Origin of the sequence: Salinirubellus salinus, assembly GCF_025231485.1 — an archaeon.
Taxonomy (GTDB): domain Archaea; phylum Halobacteriota; class Halobacteria; order Halobacteriales; family Haloarculaceae; genus Salinirubellus; species Salinirubellus salinus.
The window spans coordinates 1,115,795-1,131,643 of sequence record NZ_CP104003.1 but is presented as its reverse complement, the minus strand read 5'-3'; the positions used below and the strand labels follow the sequence as shown (position 1 = coordinate 1,131,643).

The following is a 15,849-nucleotide window of genomic DNA, read 5'->3' as shown; positions in this document are numbered from 1 at the left end:
ACTGTCAGTCGTCGGTGGGGGAGACGTCCCCGCCGAACCCGCCCGTCTCGGTCCGCTGCAGCTCCACCAGCCGTCGGCGACGACGTTCGGCACGCGCGTCGTCCAGCGCGCGCTGGAGGCGCTCCTCGACGACGTCCCGGAGTTCGGCCGCCCGGTCGGCGTCGATGTCGAGTGCCCGGGCGTCGCTCCCCGTCAGGCCACCGCTCCCCGCGGTGTCGACGACGAGGGTCGCGAGGTCGCGTCGCCGCTGGAACACCGTCGCCGACTCGATGACCGTCTGGACGCGGTAGTACGGCACGATGCGCGTCTCTCGCGACCAGAAGCCGCCGCGGGCGACGAAGTGGTCCTCCAGCAGGGCGTAACCGAGGTTCCGCCACTTCAGGTGGGCACCGACGGGGGCGAGCGGGAGCAGCGCGAACGCGACGTACCACGCGAACGTGAACCCGGTGAACCGGTTGGCGGCGTACGCGGCCGCGACGACGAACAGGGCGACGACGGTGTACCGGACGACGTACCGGAGCCGGGCCCGCTTCGGCGGCCGCTCGAACTCCACCGGTCCGAACGGCTCGACCGACCGGGCCAGCGAGACGACACGGTCGCGTTCGGCGATGGGGACCGCCGACTGTGAGCCGGAGGCGTCGCCGGGACCGTAGCCCGCCGTCTCCACGGAGAGCGAGGCGTAGCCCAGCCGCCGCGCGAGGGCGTTCTCGGTGAGCGAGAGGGCCTGCACCTTCGCCAGCGGGATGGTCCCCGAGAACCGCTGGAACAGGCCACGGTCGTACCGGAGTTCGTCCTCTGCCCGACGGAGTTCGAACCCCCAGTAGTTCGTGACGGAGTAGAGCCCCGATATCAGCGCGGCGACGACGATGATGACGGCGGCAGCCATGGGCGCACTCAGCGCGAACGCGACCAGCGGGTCCTGCACCGGCCCCATCCCGGCGCCCACCGACGGGACGAGGATGGGCAGGACGACGGTGACCAGCGAGAGCAGTCGCAGGTCGACGCTGACGATACCGAGCACGAACAGCTCACGGGGGGTGACGGCGAACAGGAGTTCCGCCTCGGGTTCGGTGGCGGGTTCACCGGCTGGCGTCTCCGCGGCGCCCCGCTTGAGCCGCGATATCTCGGCGCGGAGCTGCTCGGCTTCGGTCTCCGTGACGAACCGGAGCTGTGCCTCGGTGTCCGACCCGCCAGCCGTCTCCAGCCGCACCTCCGTCAGCCCGAGCGCCCGCTGGACGACGTTGCGTTGCAGGTCGACGTTCTGGACCCTGCGCAGGGGGATCTCGCGGGTCCGACGGGAGAACACGCCCGAGCGGATGTCGAACGTGTCGGCGGTGAGTTCGTACTCGAAGCGCTGCCAGTAGACGACCTGATAGAGGCCGGCCGCGAGGAGTCCCCCGACGACGAGCAGGCCGGTCTGCCACGCCTCCAGCACCTGCGAGGAACCGAAGGTGACGAAGATGAGGATCCAGCCGAGTCGGGCGGCCGTCTCCATGGCCCGGTAGCCGACCGAGAGGGGGGCGAGGCGCTGGCTCATACGGCGTCCTCGCCCTCGGCGGCGATGGCGAGTCGCTTCAGGCGGTCCTGCAGGTCGTCGGCCCGCTCGGGCGTGAGCCCGGGGATGGAGACGTCGGCCCCGCGAGAGCCGGCCGTGTAGACGACGGCCGTGGCGAGTCCGAACGCTCGCTCGACCGGTCCGCGTGAGGCGTCGACGTGCTGGATGCGGACGTACGGGACGACCGTCCTGGTCTGTGTGACGACCCCGCGGTCGAGGAACAGCGAGTCCTCGCGAACCTGGTAACTCCACCGGCGGTACCGGAACACGGCGAGCGTCGCGCCGACGGTGAACACGAGGAAGAAGACGGCGGGGCCGACGAACGGCCGCTCGAAGACGAGGAACGCCGGGAGTCCGACCATCACGCCGAATATCAGCGAGGAGATGGCGGCCTGTAGCACCCAGACGTACCGCACCTTCGGGTCCAGCCGGCGCTCCGGGCCGACGAGGTCGCCGACGTCTATCTCCGTGGGAGCGGGCGCCGACGCCTCGGCGCCTCGGGTCTCGGGTGTGCCGGCCTCGTCTGCGGCCGGTTCCTCGCTGACCGCGTCGGTCCCCCCCGACGCCGGTGACTCCTCGGCCCGCGCCGACCGGGTGGCCGTCTCGGCGTCGCTCGAACCGTCACCGTCACTCATCGTCCGCACTCCACCGGCCACCGACAAATAGTTCCGGCATTCGACTACACCCGGTGGACCCGACCGGCGGTCACGTCGATGCGGCGGGCGTAGAGGAGGGACGGATCGCCGTCAGGCCGCTCGAACCCGTTGGCGGTGAACAGGTCGTTCCGGCGGATGTCGGCCGTCGCCGGCACGAGAGTCCACGGCTCGTGGCCGATGTCGCCGTAGTACGTCCGGCCGCCGTCGTCCACGGTGTAGAACCGGTAGCGCTCGGTGAGGAAGTGCGGGAGCGTCGCCTCCTCGGGGGTGAACGGGTCGCCGTCGGGGCCGTACGTCGCCTCGAACCGACAGGCTGGCACGTTCCGGTGGGTCCGCTCGCTCCGGAAGGTGACGGACCCACCGCTCGGGTCCACGTCCATCTCGGCCCGGTAGTACGGGAGGCGGAACAGCGACCGGGCGACGCCGACCGAGAGCAGGTCGTCGGCGTCGAGGTTGAAGAAGTAGACGCCGGGCGTGCCGTCGGGCCCCCGGACGTAGGTGCGGAGGTTCAACTCCCCGAACGTCCGGTCGAACGGACCGGGGAGCGAGGGGAGGAACGCCGGGCGGACGTTCCGCATCACGAACGGGACGACGCCGAGGTACGCTTCGTCGTCGAAGGTGTCCACCTCGTAGCCCGCGGGGAGCCGTCGGGCGACCACGGCCGGGTCGACCGACCAGTGGGCGAACAGCAGGTCCTCCCACGTCATCTCGAGGAGCGGCGTCGGGCCCGACCGTCGCTCGCCGACCGCGTCGGTGCTGGCCATGGTTCACCTACGGTGCGCGAGGGTTTCGGTCTGACGGTGCCGGACGGTCGTGGCTAGAGTAAAACGGGCGTTTGAGCTTCCGACGTAGCCTTTCGTGCGTCTGTCCATCCTCCAGTCATGCCAACGCGTAGCCGACGACTGGCGGTGGTCGCGACCGTGGTGCTCGTCCTCCTCGCGGGGTGTAGCGGGGCCGGTCTGAGCGACAATAGTGGCGACGGCGGGGACACGTCACTCTCCCGCGGCAGCGGTGACGGCGGGGGTGCCCCCGAGGCCGAACCCGAGGCGACGGCGGCCGCCGCCTCGAGTTCCGACGACGCGACGGGCACCTCCGGACAGGTCCGAGCGGACCGCGCCATCATCCGGACCGCCACCGTCTCGGCCGAGGTCGACTCCTTCGAGAACGCTAGCGAGTCCCTCCGCGAACTGGTCGAATCGCGCGGCGGCTTCGTCGCCACGTCCAACCGGGAGGTCGAACGCCGCGGCAACGAGACGTGGACGCGCGGTCGGCTCGTCCTCCGGGTGCCCAGCGGGAACTTCTCGGACGTGTACGCGGGCGCACGCGGCGTGGGGACGGTCGAGTCGGCCACCTCGGACCGACAGGACGTGACCGACCAGCTGGTGGACCTGAACGCTCGCATCGACAACCTCGAAGCCCAGCGTGAGCGACTCCGCGCGCTCTACGAGAACGCGAGCGACACCGAGGAGGTGCTCGCCGTCGAGGAACGGCTCTCGGAGGTGCAGGGCGAGGTCGAGCGGCTCGAGGCCAAGCGCGAGTCGCTCCGCAACCGGGTCGCACTCTCGACGGTGACGGTGACCCTCCACGAGCCCCGGCCGGATGTCACTCCCGAACCGAAGCCGGGGTTCCACGAGACCGGACTCCTCTCGGCGTTCACGTCCTCGGTGAACGGCGTCGTCGTCGCGTTCCAGTCAATCGCGGTCGCCCTCGCGTACGCACTCCCCTACGTGCTGGCGTTCGGACTCCCGGTCGCGGGACTCGGGGCGTTCGTCTACCGGTTCCGCTGAGTCGGCCCGCGAGCGGGGCAAAACCGGCCGTCGTGAGACGGCACCAGCGTTAGGCGCTCGGGTCCGGTGTGGACGGCCATGAGCACGGACGAGCCTGTCGGCGAGGTCGGCCCCGAGCGGACCAGAGCCGACGGTGGCGGGGGGGTGCGAACGGGTGCAGGGGGGACCGTCACGGACGACGAATCGGTCGCCGCGGGGGCCTCGAGACCGTCGCTCCGGACCGCCGGGTGGGTGTTGGCGACGTTCGCCGTGGTCGGTGTGGGCTACGGTCTCGCGGCCAACTTCACCATCGGTTTCCTCATCGAGACGTTCGTCGACCCTGGAGCGAACCCGCTCGACAACACGCTGGTCGGGATCGTCCTCGTCCTGGCCGTCGTGAACACGATGCTGCTGGGGCCGGTGCTGGCCGCCGTCGCGGGGCTGTCGGTCGGGCGGTCGTACCCCGACCGGGGGGTACTCGTGGCGGGCCTCTCCGGCGTCTCCTCGACGCTCGGGTTCTACGTGCTGGCGGCGCTCGCGCTGTTCCTCACGTTCGGCGTCCTCTCGCAGTACGCGCCGGCGGCGGCGTCGGACGCGGCGGCCGGGTCGTCGTCCTCGTCCGGCCCGTTCGCCGTCGCGGACCTGCGGCCGACGCTGGTGGAGGTGGGCATCCCGACGGGTCTCGTGGGCGCGGTGACGGGGTACGTCGGCAGTCGACTGGCGGAGTGAGGAGGCGTCGCGGCGGTCGGCCTGGCTACTTGACGATGTCCGAGAGGAGTTTCGCTTCGATCTTCCGGAGGTGCTCGCCGACCGTCGTCGTCGAGAGGTCGAGCGCGTCCGCGATGTTCTGGTGGGTGGCGCGACGTGGCACGTCGTAGTACCCCACCTCGACGGCCGTGGCGAGGATCTCTCGCTGTCGGTCGGTGAGCATCGCCATCAGCTCCTTCGAGCCGGGTTCGTAGTCCGACAGGCGTTCGAGTTCCAGCCTGACGTTGTCCGGGACGTAGTCGATGGCACGCTGGACGACGTCGTCGGCTCCGATGATGCCGACGCGGATGGCGCCGGACTCGTCGGCGGGTTCGATGGGGGTCTCGACGATGAGTTCGAACTCGTTGGTCAGCCAGAGGAGCGCCGCCGCCGCCTCGTTGGGGTGGAAGTGGATGTACGCCTCCAGTCCGTCCTCGCCCTCCGTCACGTCGTAGCGGATGATGTCGGGGCAGTCGGCCAGTATCCCGCGCAGTACCTCCGGGTCGCCACGGTGGTGGTCCAGCGCCACCGCGGTGCCGTCGTTGAGCAGGTTCAGGTGGAGGATGGTGTCACGGGAGATAGACGGGTGCGCCTCCAGGGCGTCGGCAGCGGGGTGTAACCCACCCTCTTTCGGAACAACGACGAACGTCACGTGCCGCATAGCGGAGACAAACGGCCACGCTGGCATATAACTACCGTCCAGTCGTTTCGACGGCCGTCAGCAGCGCTTCTCCCGACCTATGGGGGGTTTAGTACTCCCTTCAATCGTCGGCAACAAGCATAGGCCCACACTCGTCGTCTCTCGGCCGAGCAGCATGTCCCGTCAGTCGACCGCTCGAACGCTCGCACCCTCGCTCGCGGTCCTCTTCCTCGTGTCCGTCGTCGTTTCGACGACCCTCCTCGCGGGTGGCGCCAGCGGCTCCCCCCACGGCGTACGGGCCGACTTCGAGGTCGTCCCCGTGGACCGCCAGCCGGGACTCGAGGACGCTACCTACGAGCAGTTCTCCGTCTCGCCCATCGACATCGCCTCCCTCGACTACATCGTCGCTCGCTGGGACGAGGGGGGGTTCACCGGGTGTGGGCCGTCGAACTCCGAGGTGTTCGGCATCGACCGGGGGAACGACGCCGATGGGACCGCGACCGACGAGTCGCTCACCCAGTACGTGAAGTCGACCACCATCGACGAGGACGTGTTCAGGGCCGACTTCTACGACGAGGGTGACGCGTTCGGGAGGTCCACGAACCTGGACGCCGGCGACGAGTTCGTCTCGCTCACGACGAACTGCTTCGACAACCCGTCGGAGCCGGGGTGGTACCAGATCGAGGCATCGCTCGCGGGGACGAAGCCCGACAGGACCTACGTCGAGGAGACGACCACCTCACACTGGTTCGCGGTCTGTGACTGTGCGGACCGGGAGGAGGCCGTCGAGAGGCTCGGGCCGCCGCCGTCGGCCGACACGCCGACGCCCACGCCGGCCCCGACGGTGAGTCCGACGCCGACCCCCACCCCGGCGGCGACCGTCGAACCCACCCCGACCCGCACGCCGCCCGAACAGGGAACGCCGTTCCCCTCGCCGACGCCCACGTCCACGCCGACACCAGACCCCACGCCGACACCAGACCCCACGCCGACACCAGACCCCACGCCGACACCAGACCCCACGCCGACACCAGACCCCACGCCGACACCGACGAGTCCCAGCAGTGCGACGACGCCCGCGCCGGCGAGTGCGACGGCGGCGGACACGGCCGCCCCGGCGGTGGGGGCGACGGAGACGGTCACACCCGTGTCGACGACCAGGGATGGCTGGGCGGCCCTGAACGAGCGGACGCCCACGGCCTCGGCCGGTCCGGGGTTCGGGGCGGTGGCGACGCTCGTGGGGCTGCTGGCCGGCGCACTCCTGTTCGCGCGGCGAGAGTGAGCGGGATGAGGAGTGACTCGGGGGGCTGGCGGCGCTACCGGTGGCCCGAGACCGGCACCGGCTCGTAGGGCTCCTCCAGGTACTCGATGTCCGAGTCGCTCAACTCGATGTCGAGTGCGGCCACCGCTTCCTCGAGGTGCTCGATGCTGGACGTGCCGACGATGGGTGCGTCGACCCACTCCTTGTGGAGGAGCCACGCGAGCGCGATCTGTGCCATCGAGGCGTCCTCCTCGGCGGCGAGTTCCTGCACGCGCTCGTTGACCTCCCGTCCCCCGTTGTCGGCGTAGGGGTGGGCCTGCGCGTGGTCGTCCGTCTCGGCGCGCGTGGTCGTCAGGTACTCCTCGTGTGGGCGGGTGAGGAACCCGCGGGCGAGCGGGGACCACGGGAGCACGCCGATGCCCTCCTTCTCGCAGAGCGGGAGCATCTCGCGTTCCTCCTCGCGGTAGGCGAGGTTGTAGTGGTTCTGCATCGTGGCGAACCGCTCGAGCCCGAGGTCGTCGCTGGTGTGGAGCGCCTCCGAGAACTGGTGAGCCCACATCGAGGAGCCACCGAGGTACCGGACCTTCTCGCGGCGCACCGCGTCCGAGAGCGCGCGCATCGTCTCGTCGATGGGGGTGGAGTAGTCCCAGCGGTGGGTCTGGTAGAGGTCGATGGTGTCCATCCCGAGGCGCTCGCGCGAGGCGTCCAGCTGCGTCTCGATGGTCTTGCGCGACAGGCCGCCGGAGTTCGGGTCGTCGTCGTCCATCTGGAAGAACACCTTGGTGGCGACGACGCTCTCGTCCTTGTACCCCTCCAGCGCGTCGCCCAGGATGCGCTCGGACTCGCCGCGAGAGTACATGTTCGCGGTGTCGAAGAAGTTGATGCCGAGGTCGATGGCGCGCTCGACGAGGTCGTGGCCGAACGACTCCTCCTGGACCCACTCGCGCCAGTCCGGGTCACCGAACGACATGCAGCCGAGACAGAGCTTCGAGACGGTCACGCCGGTGTCACCGAGGGTGGTGTACTCCATGGCCGAGCGTCGTGGGCGCCCGACAAAAATCCCGCTCCCGGAGGGAATCAGAGGGACTCGGGGTCGACCCGTCGGACGAACAGACGGAGACCCACGACGACGAGGACGGCGACGACGGCGTAGCCCGCCACCGACGGGAGTGTCGTCGCGGCAGGCGAGTCGATGGCGAGGCGGGCCGCGGTGGTCGCGGGCGGTTCGGGGAGGAACGCCGCGGCCGCGAACGCCCCGAGGACGCCCAGCGAGTAGAGCAACTGCGCACGCTGGCGGTCGGGCACGGCGAGCGCCACCCCCACGCCGCCACCGACGACGATGACGGACAGCGCCGCGACGAACAGGAGGACGCCGACGACGTTCGAGACGGGGATACCGTTGAGCGAGAGCATCGTGACCCAGAGCGCGGCCTGTGCGGGGGCGAGGCCGGCCGCGGCGAGGCCCTTCCCCTCGACGATCTCCGTGAGCGAGAGCGGCGCCACCCGGAGGAGTTCGAGGGTGCCCCGCTCGACCTCCTCGGTCACCGAGTCGACCGCGACCGACCCCGAGATGAACACGGGGAGGAACAGCAAGAGCGGGACGAGGACGGTGTAGGAGAACCCGAGGTAGGGGCTGGCGTCGACCTCCGGCGGCAGGGGGACGAGTTCGTGCTCGAGGTTGGCCGAGCGTTCGACGCGTTCGGTCCGTTCGAGCGCCTCCAGCGCCTCACGGAGGCGGACGACCACGACGGTCTTCCGCAGGCTGGAGGCGGGCGCCGTCACCGTGACCCGGATGCGGTCGTCCTCGGTTCGCGCTTCGACCACCGCCTGTGCCTGGTCCACCTCGAAGGCGCCCGTCGCGGTGTCGAGGCTGTCGTACTCGGCGACGACGAGGCCCTCGACCTCGGCCGCGGCGTCGACGAACTCGTCGCTCGCGTCGCCGACGACGGCGACCGTCACGTCGCCCCCCTCGACCGACCCCGGCGCGTAGAGCGACGTGAGTCCGACGACGAGGAACGAGGAGAAGGCGGCGACGAACAGCTGGATGAGCAACGCGAGGACGATGGTCTTCTCCCGCGAGAGCGCCGAGAGATCGCGCTTCGAGACCGTCAACCGCGAGCGGAGGGGGCGGTCAGACAAGTTGGGTCACCACCGTGAGGTTGTAGGCGACGTGGACGAGGACGGCCGTCCCCACGCCGACGAGCCACCACTCCGTGTCCCTCGCGGCGCCGAGCGCCGAGATGGCGGCGGTGACGACGTGGAGCGCGAGCGGCGCGACCAAGAGCGCGACGAGCACGAGTGGCGAGACGCCAGGCCCGACGCCGATGGCTGCGCTCCCGACGTCCTGGTTCGGCAGACCGACCAGCTGGGCGACGAGGGTGAACTTCTCGGCGAGGAAGAAGCCGAGGCCCGAGGCCGCACCCGCGACGAGCGCGGTCCGGTAGTCCCGCGAGTAACGGGCGTTCACGAACCCGGCGAGGACAGGCGCGGACTTGGCGAACTCCTCGACGACGGCGACCGCGACGAGGACGAGTGGGACGGCGAGGCCGCGCGGCGCCGGGTAGAGAACGGCGACGGCGAGCAGTTCGGCCACGAACACGAACGGGACGAGCAGCGCCGTCACGAGCACCAGCGAACGCGGCCGGCTGATGCGTCCCGCCAGCGCGTCGAGCGCCTTCAGGTGGACGGGGCGCTGGGTGAACATATCCTCCTCGCGGTAGACGCCAGTCCCGAGCGCGAACAGGACGAGGGCCGCGAGTGTCGTCGGCAGGGTGGCGAAGGCCACGTCGCCGGCCGAGACCGGGGCGCCCGTCAGGTCCCGCACCACGAGCGTGAGCGGGGAGATGAGGGCCACACTGTCGATGTCGGTGAAGATGGCGGGGACGAACGCGAACGTCGTCAGGAACACGGACACCGAGACGGTGACGAAGGTGAGCTCCTTGAACGACCGGGCGAACATCGCACCGACGAACGAGGCACCGAGGAACAGGAGCGCGAGCGGGACGACGGCGAGGACGGAGAGTGGGCCGCCACCGACGACGAGGGTGATACCGGTGGCGATGGCGAGTGCCCCGAGGAAGTACGGGAGCGTCTTGCCGGCGACGATCTCGCGGGGCGCGACGGGTGCCACGAGGAGCAACTCGCCACGGCGCTTGATGCGTTCACGGAGTATCGAGGAGGAGTACGCCTGGACGACGAAGTTCAGCGGGACGACGAACGCGAACGCGAGGACGAGCGACTGGAACGGGAACGGTGGAGCGATGTCCGACGGCGCGCCCGTCGACGTGCCGGTACCGAACAGGTCGTCGCCGAGGCTGGGTGCGCCGAAGCCGCCATCACTCGACGGGTCCCCCCTGCTCGCGTCAGCGTCGTCGGAGGTGGGCCCGCCGTGCGGACCGTCGCCAGAGCCACCACGGCCCCCGCCGCTGGCGTCGTCCCCCACACCGTCGCCGGCCCGCCGGGCGACGACCTCGCGGACGCGTTCGCGTTCGGTGTACCGGAGCGTGACGGTCACGGGCGCGGCCGCAGTTCGGTTCCCCTCGAGTCGCATCCGGGCGTCGTTGAACGACCCGACGGACTCGCGGAGCGCCGCGAGTGCTGCCCGCGACTTCGCGGTGAAGCCGTCGTCGTCGCTGGCGAGCGTGATGCGACGGCCCTCGACGACGAGGTCGTACCCCTCGTCGGGGTGGAGGCCGCCCGCGAGGGCACCCGCACCGGTCCCGGCGACGCGGAACGTCGGGTCCGCCTCGGCCACCTCGTAGTACGGGCTGGAGGGCTCGATGCCGACGCGGTAGATACCCTCGTCGAGCGCGACTCCGCCGCTGGCGGCGAGGACGCCGACAGGTACGACGGCGAGCAGGGCGACCACGAGGACGGCGACGGACCTCCGGTCGACCGTGCCGGCCCCCTTCAGCACCTCCCAGCGGGCGATACGAGCGACGATCCGGGGTCGGAGCGGCGGCTTCATTCGGTGCCCTGCGTGGGGCCATCGGTGTCGGTGGTGGCGACTGGTTCGCTCGCGGTGGCGCGTGCAGAGGGCGCCGGCGTCGCACTCTCGCGCTCGGCGAGGTCGAGGAAGACCCGTTCGAGCGACGGTTCGACGGTCCGGAGGTCCAGCACCGACCCACCGCGCTTGCGGACCTGTTCGCGCACGGCGTCGACGGCGTCCATCGAGTCGACGACGGTGACGAACCCGTCGCCGTCCTCGCGCGGGTCCGCCCCGTCGACCCGCCTGGTCGTGTAGACGTGGTACTCGGTCTCGCCGTAGCGCTCGCGCAGGTCCGGGACCGTCCCCTGGGCGGCGACGGTCCCCTCGTTCATGATGGCGATGCGGTCACAGACCGACTCGACGTGGTAGAGGTTGTGTGCCGAGAAGACGACGGTCTTGCCCCGGTCCGCGAGGTCGCGCGTGAAATCGATGATGTAGTTCGTGGTCAGCGGGTCCAGCCCGGAGGCTGGTTCGTCGTAGATGAGCACGTCCGGGTCGTTGACGAGCGAGCGGGCGATGGCGACCTTCCGCTTCATCCCCTTCGAGACGTCCCCGAGTGCCCGGTCGCGGTGGACGAGGTCGAGCCGGTCGAGCGTCCGCTCGATGCGCTCGTCGGCCGTGTCGCGGTCGACCCCGTAGAGGTCGGCGAAGAACCGGAGGTACGAGAGTGGCGTCATCTCCTCGTAGAGCGGTGACTCCTCGGGGAGGAATCCGAGCCGCTGACGCATGGCGGGGTCGCCGGCGTCGAGGTCGGCGACCGTAGCCTCGCCGGCGGTCGGTTCGACGAGGCCGGCGAGCATCTTCAGCGTCGTCGTCTTGCCGGCCCCGTTCGGGCCGATGATGCCGAACACCTCGCCGGGTGCCACCGAGAACGTGCTCCCCTCGACGGCGACGAAGCCGCCGTACTCCTTGCGTAGCTCGGCTACCTCGATCATCCGATTGGGCCCACCGATGCGGGGGGCTCCCCTAAACGTTCGCGTCGGGTCGGGGCTGAACCGAAGGGCCATCACTGCCCGAAGCGTACCTCGTCCCGTGCGACTGGAACGGACTCCCGACGGCCGACGGCTGCTCGTCTCGCGGCACGTCGACGCCCCGCGTGAGCGTGTGTGGGCCATCTTCCGAGACACCCGGTGCTGGCCCGAGTGGGGACCGTCGGTCGAGGCCGTCGACTGCGACGTGCGTCTCGTCGAGCGGGGAACCACGGGGCGAGTCCGGACGCCACTGGGGTGGGTCCCCTTCGAGGTGACGGGGTGTACGGACTACCGCTGGACGTGGTCGGTGGCAGGCGTGCCGGCGACTGGGCATCGTGTCGAGGCGGTGGGACCGGACGCCTGCCGGGCGGCGTTCGAGGTGCCGCCGCTGGCCGCGCCGTACGCGGCGGTCTGTCGACGGGCGCTGGAACGGATAGAACTGCTAGCACTGAGCAAAGCGTGAGCGAACGGAAGACGTGCAGGAACCCCCCTGTCGGGCGGTGGTGGTCGGTGAGCGGTACGGGGTTACCGGGTCGGGGCGACGGTGAAGTCGCCGACGGCACGGAGGTCCTCGCCGAGGCCCTCGCCCTCGCACTCGTCGTTCGGACACCGATAGTGCCAGCCGTCTCGTGTGGCGCGTCGTTCGCTGAACTTCCCGCCGCACTGGCTGCATACGAGGGTCTCGTCAGAGCACTTGTCCTGGTGGAGTTCGTAGCGCAGTTCGGACGTGAACGTCCGTTTGCAGTTCCTACACGTGTGCGTCATACAGGGGGCGATTGCTCAGCCGCCCTTATCTAGATGCCCCTTTCCATACGGGGGATATTTATACCCGACTGTCGGTCACCTGTCTGCTCTGCGCGTGCCGAGCGGCGTCCCGCCGGCAGACAGGGCCGTCGTCGCCGGTGTCGTCGCCCCGCGAATCGATACCCGTGAACGGAACGCGGCCGCTCAGAGGACGCCCACGTCGAGCGCGTAGCCCCACGGCGCGCCGGCGAGCGCGAGGAACACGAGGGCCGCACCGGCCATGGTGACGTTCTTCAGGAACTGGGTCAGCTCCGTCTGTTGCTGTTGTGGGTCCTCGACGGTCCAGAAGTCGTGCATCGTCAGCGCCGAGACGAGGAGGAAGACGGCGAGTGCGCCCGCCCCGAGGACGACGAACGCTCCCGTGAGGACGCTCAGACCGCCGAGCACGAGCATCAGTCCGCTGGCGACGACGGAGAACTCGGGTGCCGGGACCCCCTTCATCCCCGCGTAGCCTGCCATGTCGTCGAGGTTCGTGAAGTGGTTGAGCCCCATGAACGCCACGACGCCGCCGAAGAAGACCCGAGCGAGCAGGAACACCTCGTCCGCACCGGCCGAGGCGAAGAGGCCGGACTGGAGGAGGTAGCTCACGCCGTCACCTCGCCGGTGACAGGGGGTCGCACGTCGGTATCGAGTTCGGATTCGGATACTGGTTTCATCGCGTTACCTGGTACGAAAGCGAACCTATATACCGATTCCCGGACGTACCGGATACCACGTAACACCGATGTCATCCCAGCCCACTCCCTCGAGCGAGGACGTGTCGGCCGACGTGGAGCGCAACGCGAGTAGCCCCTGCCCGGTCGTAGAGTCGATGGAACAGATCGGCTCGAAGTGGCGGCTCGTCGTCCTCCACGACCTGACGGAGGGCGAGAAGCGGTTCAACGAACTCAAGCGGTCGACGGACGCTAGTTCTCGCACGCTCTCACGCGTCCTCGACGACCTGCAGGAGTCGGCGCTCGTCCACCGGCGTCTCGAGGAGGACGCGCCCGTGGCGACCTACTACAGCCTGACAGAGAAGGGCGAGGCGCTCTGTCCGGTGTTCAGCGAGATCGAGAACTGGGCCGACAGCTGGCTCGACACGGACGCCTGAGTCAGTCGTACTTCTCCGGGTACGCCTCGGCGAGCAGGTCCGGCTCCCCGAGCAGGCGGTCGCGAACGGGCTCGACGACCGTCGAGATGGCCGCGGCGGCCGCCGGCTTCAGGTCGGCCGGGTGGAGTTCGCCCGAGACGTAGTCGGCTTCGAGTTCCGCGTAGCTCTCGTAGACGAGGTCGCCGCCGTACTCCTCGGGACGCTCGACGACGAGCGATTCGTCACGGACGTCGAACACCGGGAAGACGAGGTACTGCAGGTACTCGAGCACGCCGTTGTCCTCGACCTCGCCCTGCGGGCAGTAGGCCGCCTGTATCTTCTCGGCGACCGTCTCGTCGTCGTCGGTGAGGTTGATCTTCGAGGACTCCTCGGAGGCCGACATCTTCCCGCCGGTCAGTCCGGAGAGCAGAGGGGCGAACACGCAGACGGGCTTCTCGTAGCCGTAGTCCGGGAGGATCTCGCGCGAGAGCATGTAGATGCCGCGCTGGTCGATGCCGCCGTAGGCGATGTCGGCCTCGAGCGCGCCGACGTCGAGACTCTGCATCAGCGTGTAGGTCAGCCCGCCGAGCTTGGGGTTGTCGGACTCGCGGACGACCTCGCTGCCCGCCCGCTGCGTGCGCGAGATGGTCGTCTCGGCCATCATCCGGTAGAGCTCGAGCGTGTACGGCTGCTCCAGCTGGTACTCCGTGCCGCGGACGAACGACACCCGCTCCGGGTCGCCGCCGGCCGCCTCGATCATCCCCTCGATGGCCGTCTCGTAGTAGGCCGAGCGCGCGTCGAGCAGGGCGAACGGCGACTTCTCGTCGTCCAAGTGGGCGTGCAGGTCCGCGACGAGGACCGTCACCTCGACGCCGGCGTCGAGGAAGTCGGCGAGCTTGCGCATCGTGGTGAAGTGTCCGATGTGCATCTCGCCGGTCGGGGCGTACCCGATGTACGCCGTCGGCGGGTCCGACCGCTCGAACAGGGCTTCGAGCTCCTCCTCGGTGATCACCTCTTCCGTGAACCGCGAGACGAGACGCGTCCGCTCGGCCGTATCCATGCCCCTGAGTTCCTGTAGGCCGCCGATAAATCGTTCGGGTGGCCGCGAGGGAGTGACACGGAGCCACACGCGGTGGGCGAGTGGCACCCGAGGAGGTGCGTCGGGTGCCGCTTACGCAGGACCCATACCGCTCGCCACCCTACCTGCGAGCGATGTACACGGGTAAGACGGAGCAACCGTGCTGTCTCTGCGACGACCCGGACACCGCGGCCCGTATCGACATCCCGCCGCGGGCCGTCCAGTTGCTCAAGAACTCCGGCCCCATCGCGTGGCGCGACATCGAGGGGGAGGTCTCCATCCACTTCTGCGAGTCCGACTGGGAGGTGGTTCGTGACCTCGTCCTCGAGACGGGGATGACCCCGCTCCCGCGCTGTAACGTGGCCCGCGCCTCGTTCGTGCTCCGCGAGGACTTCGAGGCGCTGCTGAACGACACTCGCGACGAACCGAACCAGCGGCCGCTCGAGCGCGAGATGCTCGCGGATGCCGACCGCGTCGTCCGGGAGTACGGCGACGCCGACTCGCTCCACTCCGAGCGCGCGCTGGTCGAGGCGCGGGTCGTCCGCTGGGCGATGGAGGAACTCGACGCCGTCGACGGGGAACCCGGCGTCGAAGCCTGAGTCTCGGCCTCGACGAAACGACCGGAGCGCGGTGTCTGACGTGGATTTATCCACCATCGTCGCCCATCCCGGTGTAGTGAGCGACGCCGACGGTGTCGACGGCGGGGTGCTCGTCTGCCACCACGACGAGTCGATGCGAACCGCCTACGAGCGCACGCTCGCGGACCACGGATTTCGCGTCCTGACGGTCAGCAAACCGGGTGACGTGCCGGACCTGACCGAGACCGACGTGCGGGCCGTGGTGCTCTCGCGGGACACCCCCCGCGTCTCGCCTGGCGAACTCCACGACAGACTCGAGGGGACACACGCCCGCGTCGCGCTCGTCGTCCCGTTCGACGCCGAGACGCCGGCCGTCGAGCGACTCCCGGACCGGGTCGACGAGTGTCTCTCAGACCCCGTGGCCGACGAGCGACTGGTCGCGGCCGTGGAACGCCTGCTCGGCCGGGCCGAGTACGACGCGCGTCTCCGGCGGTGTTTCGACCTCGCCCGCCGTGTCGCCTGCGCGGAGGCCGACTCCGACACGGACGCCTCGGAGGTGCGGGTCCTTCGCGACCGTCTCTCCCGGCTGCGTGCCGAACTGGACGACGTGGACGACGATATCGGGGCCGTCGACCGCTTCGCCGTCGCGGCGGAAGCCGACCCCTGAGTTGTGCCGGACGTCCGAGCCCGCGGCGCTGCTCCCCCCACCTCTCTCACCACCACTCCCGACCCGGAT

Annotated in this window: 18 protein-coding genes; 7 read left to right on the top strand and 11 right to left on the bottom strand. The window is 69.8% G+C overall.

Annotated elements, in window-relative coordinates:
* Positions 1-4: 4 nt before the first annotated feature.
* The 3 genes from N0B31_RS06300 to N0B31_RS06290 all read right to left on the bottom strand — a co-directional run bounded on the left by N0B31_RS06300 (position 5) and on the right by N0B31_RS06290 (position 2,975).
* Positions 5-1,537, bottom strand: coding sequence for a PH domain-containing protein (locus tag N0B31_RS06300; protein ID WP_260595002.1), 1,533 nt, complete (start codon positions 1,535-1,537; stop codon positions 5-7).
* Positions 1,534-2,019: a PH domain-containing protein gene (locus tag N0B31_RS06295; protein ID WP_368389229.1), complete on the bottom strand. Its 486-nt coding sequence runs from the start codon at positions 2,017-2,019 to the stop codon at positions 1,534-1,536. The genes N0B31_RS06300 and N0B31_RS06295 overlap by 4 nt, the downstream gene beginning before the upstream one ends.
* Positions 2,020-2,234: 215 nt before the next feature.
* Positions 2,235-2,975: a YqjF family protein gene (locus N0B31_RS06290; RefSeq protein ID WP_260595000.1), complete on the bottom strand. Its 741-nt coding sequence runs from the start codon at positions 2,973-2,975 to the stop codon at positions 2,235-2,237.
* Positions 2,976-3,092: 117 nt separating this feature from the next.
* Here N0B31_RS06290 and N0B31_RS06285 point away from each other — a divergent pair, with 117 nt between their 5' ends.
* Both N0B31_RS06285 and N0B31_RS06280 read left to right on the top strand, forming a co-directional pair.
* Positions 3,093-3,998 (top strand): DUF4349 domain-containing protein, encoded by a 906-nt coding sequence (locus tag N0B31_RS06285; protein ID WP_260594999.1) that lies wholly within the window; start codon positions 3,093-3,095, stop codon positions 3,996-3,998.
* Positions 3,999-4,076: 78 nt separating this feature from the next.
* Positions 4,077-4,706, top strand: coding sequence for a hypothetical protein (locus tag N0B31_RS06280; protein ID WP_260594998.1), 630 nt, complete (start codon positions 4,077-4,079; stop codon positions 4,704-4,706).
* A gap of 25 nt (positions 4,707-4,731) precedes the next feature.
* Here the strand turns inward: N0B31_RS06280 and N0B31_RS06275 are convergent, their stop codons facing one another.
* Positions 4,732-5,385: a helix-turn-helix domain-containing protein gene (locus N0B31_RS06275; protein ID WP_260594997.1), complete on the bottom strand. Its 654-nt coding sequence runs from the start codon at positions 5,383-5,385 to the stop codon at positions 4,732-4,734.
* A 154-nt stretch (positions 5,386-5,539) separates the two neighbouring features.
* Here N0B31_RS06275 and N0B31_RS06270 point away from each other — a divergent pair, with 154 nt between their 5' ends.
* Positions 5,540-6,646 carry a PGF-CTERM sorting domain-containing protein gene (locus N0B31_RS06270; RefSeq protein WP_260594996.1) on the top strand — a complete coding sequence of 369 codons (1,107 nt, stop codon included), beginning with the start codon at positions 5,540-5,542 and terminating at the stop codon, positions 6,644-6,646.
* Between the two features lie 34 nt (positions 6,647-6,680).
* On the opposite strand, the gene N0B31_RS06265 is transcribed toward N0B31_RS06270, so the two are convergent.
* Genes N0B31_RS06265 through N0B31_RS06250 form a run of 4 tightly spaced genes read right to left on the bottom strand, consistent with a single transcriptional unit; the run spans position 6,681 to position 11,548 of the window.
* Positions 6,681-7,655, bottom strand: coding sequence for an aldo/keto reductase (locus tag N0B31_RS06265; RefSeq protein WP_260594995.1), 975 nt, complete (start codon positions 7,653-7,655; stop codon positions 6,681-6,683).
* A gap of 47 nt (positions 7,656-7,702) precedes the next feature.
* Complete coding sequence (locus N0B31_RS06260; protein WP_260594994.1) at positions 7,703-8,764, bottom strand: ABC transporter permease; 1,062 nt, start codon at positions 8,762-8,764, stop codon at positions 7,703-7,705.
* Positions 8,757-10,592: an ABC transporter permease gene (locus tag N0B31_RS06255; RefSeq protein ID WP_260594993.1), complete on the bottom strand. Its 1,836-nt coding sequence runs from the start codon at positions 10,590-10,592 to the stop codon at positions 8,757-8,759. Before N0B31_RS06255 ends, N0B31_RS06260 begins: the two co-directional genes overlap by 8 nt.
* The gene (locus N0B31_RS06250) at positions 10,589-11,548 is read right to left on the bottom strand and encodes an ABC transporter ATP-binding protein (RefSeq protein WP_260594992.1); all 960 of its coding nucleotides are present in this window, start codon (positions 11,546-11,548) and stop codon (positions 10,589-10,591) included. The genes N0B31_RS06255 and N0B31_RS06250 overlap by 4 nt, the downstream gene beginning before the upstream one ends.
* Positions 11,549-11,645: 97 nt before the next feature.
* On the opposite strand from N0B31_RS06250, the gene N0B31_RS06245 reads away from it, so the two are divergent.
* Positions 11,646-12,047 (top strand): SRPBCC family protein, encoded by a 402-nt coding sequence (locus N0B31_RS06245; RefSeq protein WP_260594991.1) that lies wholly within the window; start codon positions 11,646-11,648, stop codon positions 12,045-12,047.
* Positions 12,048-12,109: 62 nt separating this feature from the next.
* Here the strand turns inward: N0B31_RS06245 and N0B31_RS06240 are convergent, their stop codons facing one another.
* Both N0B31_RS06240 and N0B31_RS06235 read right to left on the bottom strand, forming a co-directional pair.
* Positions 12,110-12,349, bottom strand: a complete 240-nt coding sequence (locus N0B31_RS06240) for an HVO_2901 family zinc finger protein (protein WP_260594990.1) — start codon at positions 12,347-12,349, stop codon at positions 12,110-12,112.
* A 183-nt stretch (positions 12,350-12,532) separates the two neighbouring features.
* Complete coding sequence (locus N0B31_RS06235) at positions 12,533-12,976, bottom strand: DoxX family protein (RefSeq protein ID WP_260594989.1); 444 nt, start codon at positions 12,974-12,976, stop codon at positions 12,533-12,535.
* Positions 12,977-13,112: 136 nt separating this feature from the next.
* On the opposite strand from N0B31_RS06235, the gene N0B31_RS06230 reads away from it, so the two are divergent.
* Positions 13,113-13,478 (top strand): winged helix-turn-helix transcriptional regulator, encoded by a 366-nt coding sequence (locus N0B31_RS06230; protein ID WP_380627213.1) that lies wholly within the window; start codon positions 13,113-13,115, stop codon positions 13,476-13,478.
* A gap of 1 nt (position 13,479) precedes the next feature.
* On the opposite strand, the gene N0B31_RS06225 is transcribed toward N0B31_RS06230, so the two are convergent.
* Positions 13,480-14,517, bottom strand: coding sequence for a tyrosine--tRNA ligase (locus tag N0B31_RS06225; protein WP_260594988.1), 1,038 nt, complete (start codon positions 14,515-14,517; stop codon positions 13,480-13,482).
* 152 nt (positions 14,518-14,669) lie between these two features.
* Here N0B31_RS06225 and N0B31_RS06220 point away from each other — a divergent pair, with 152 nt between their 5' ends.
* Positions 14,670-15,134, top strand: coding sequence for a DUF7960 family protein (locus tag N0B31_RS06220; protein ID WP_260643963.1), 465 nt, complete (start codon positions 14,670-14,672; stop codon positions 15,132-15,134).
* Positions 15,135-15,210: 76 nt separating this feature from the next.
* On the top strand, positions 15,211-15,780 hold the full coding sequence (locus N0B31_RS06215) for a HalX domain-containing protein (protein WP_260594987.1): 570 nt from the start codon (positions 15,211-15,213) through the stop codon (positions 15,778-15,780).
* Positions 15,781-15,849: the final 69 nt, after the last annotated feature.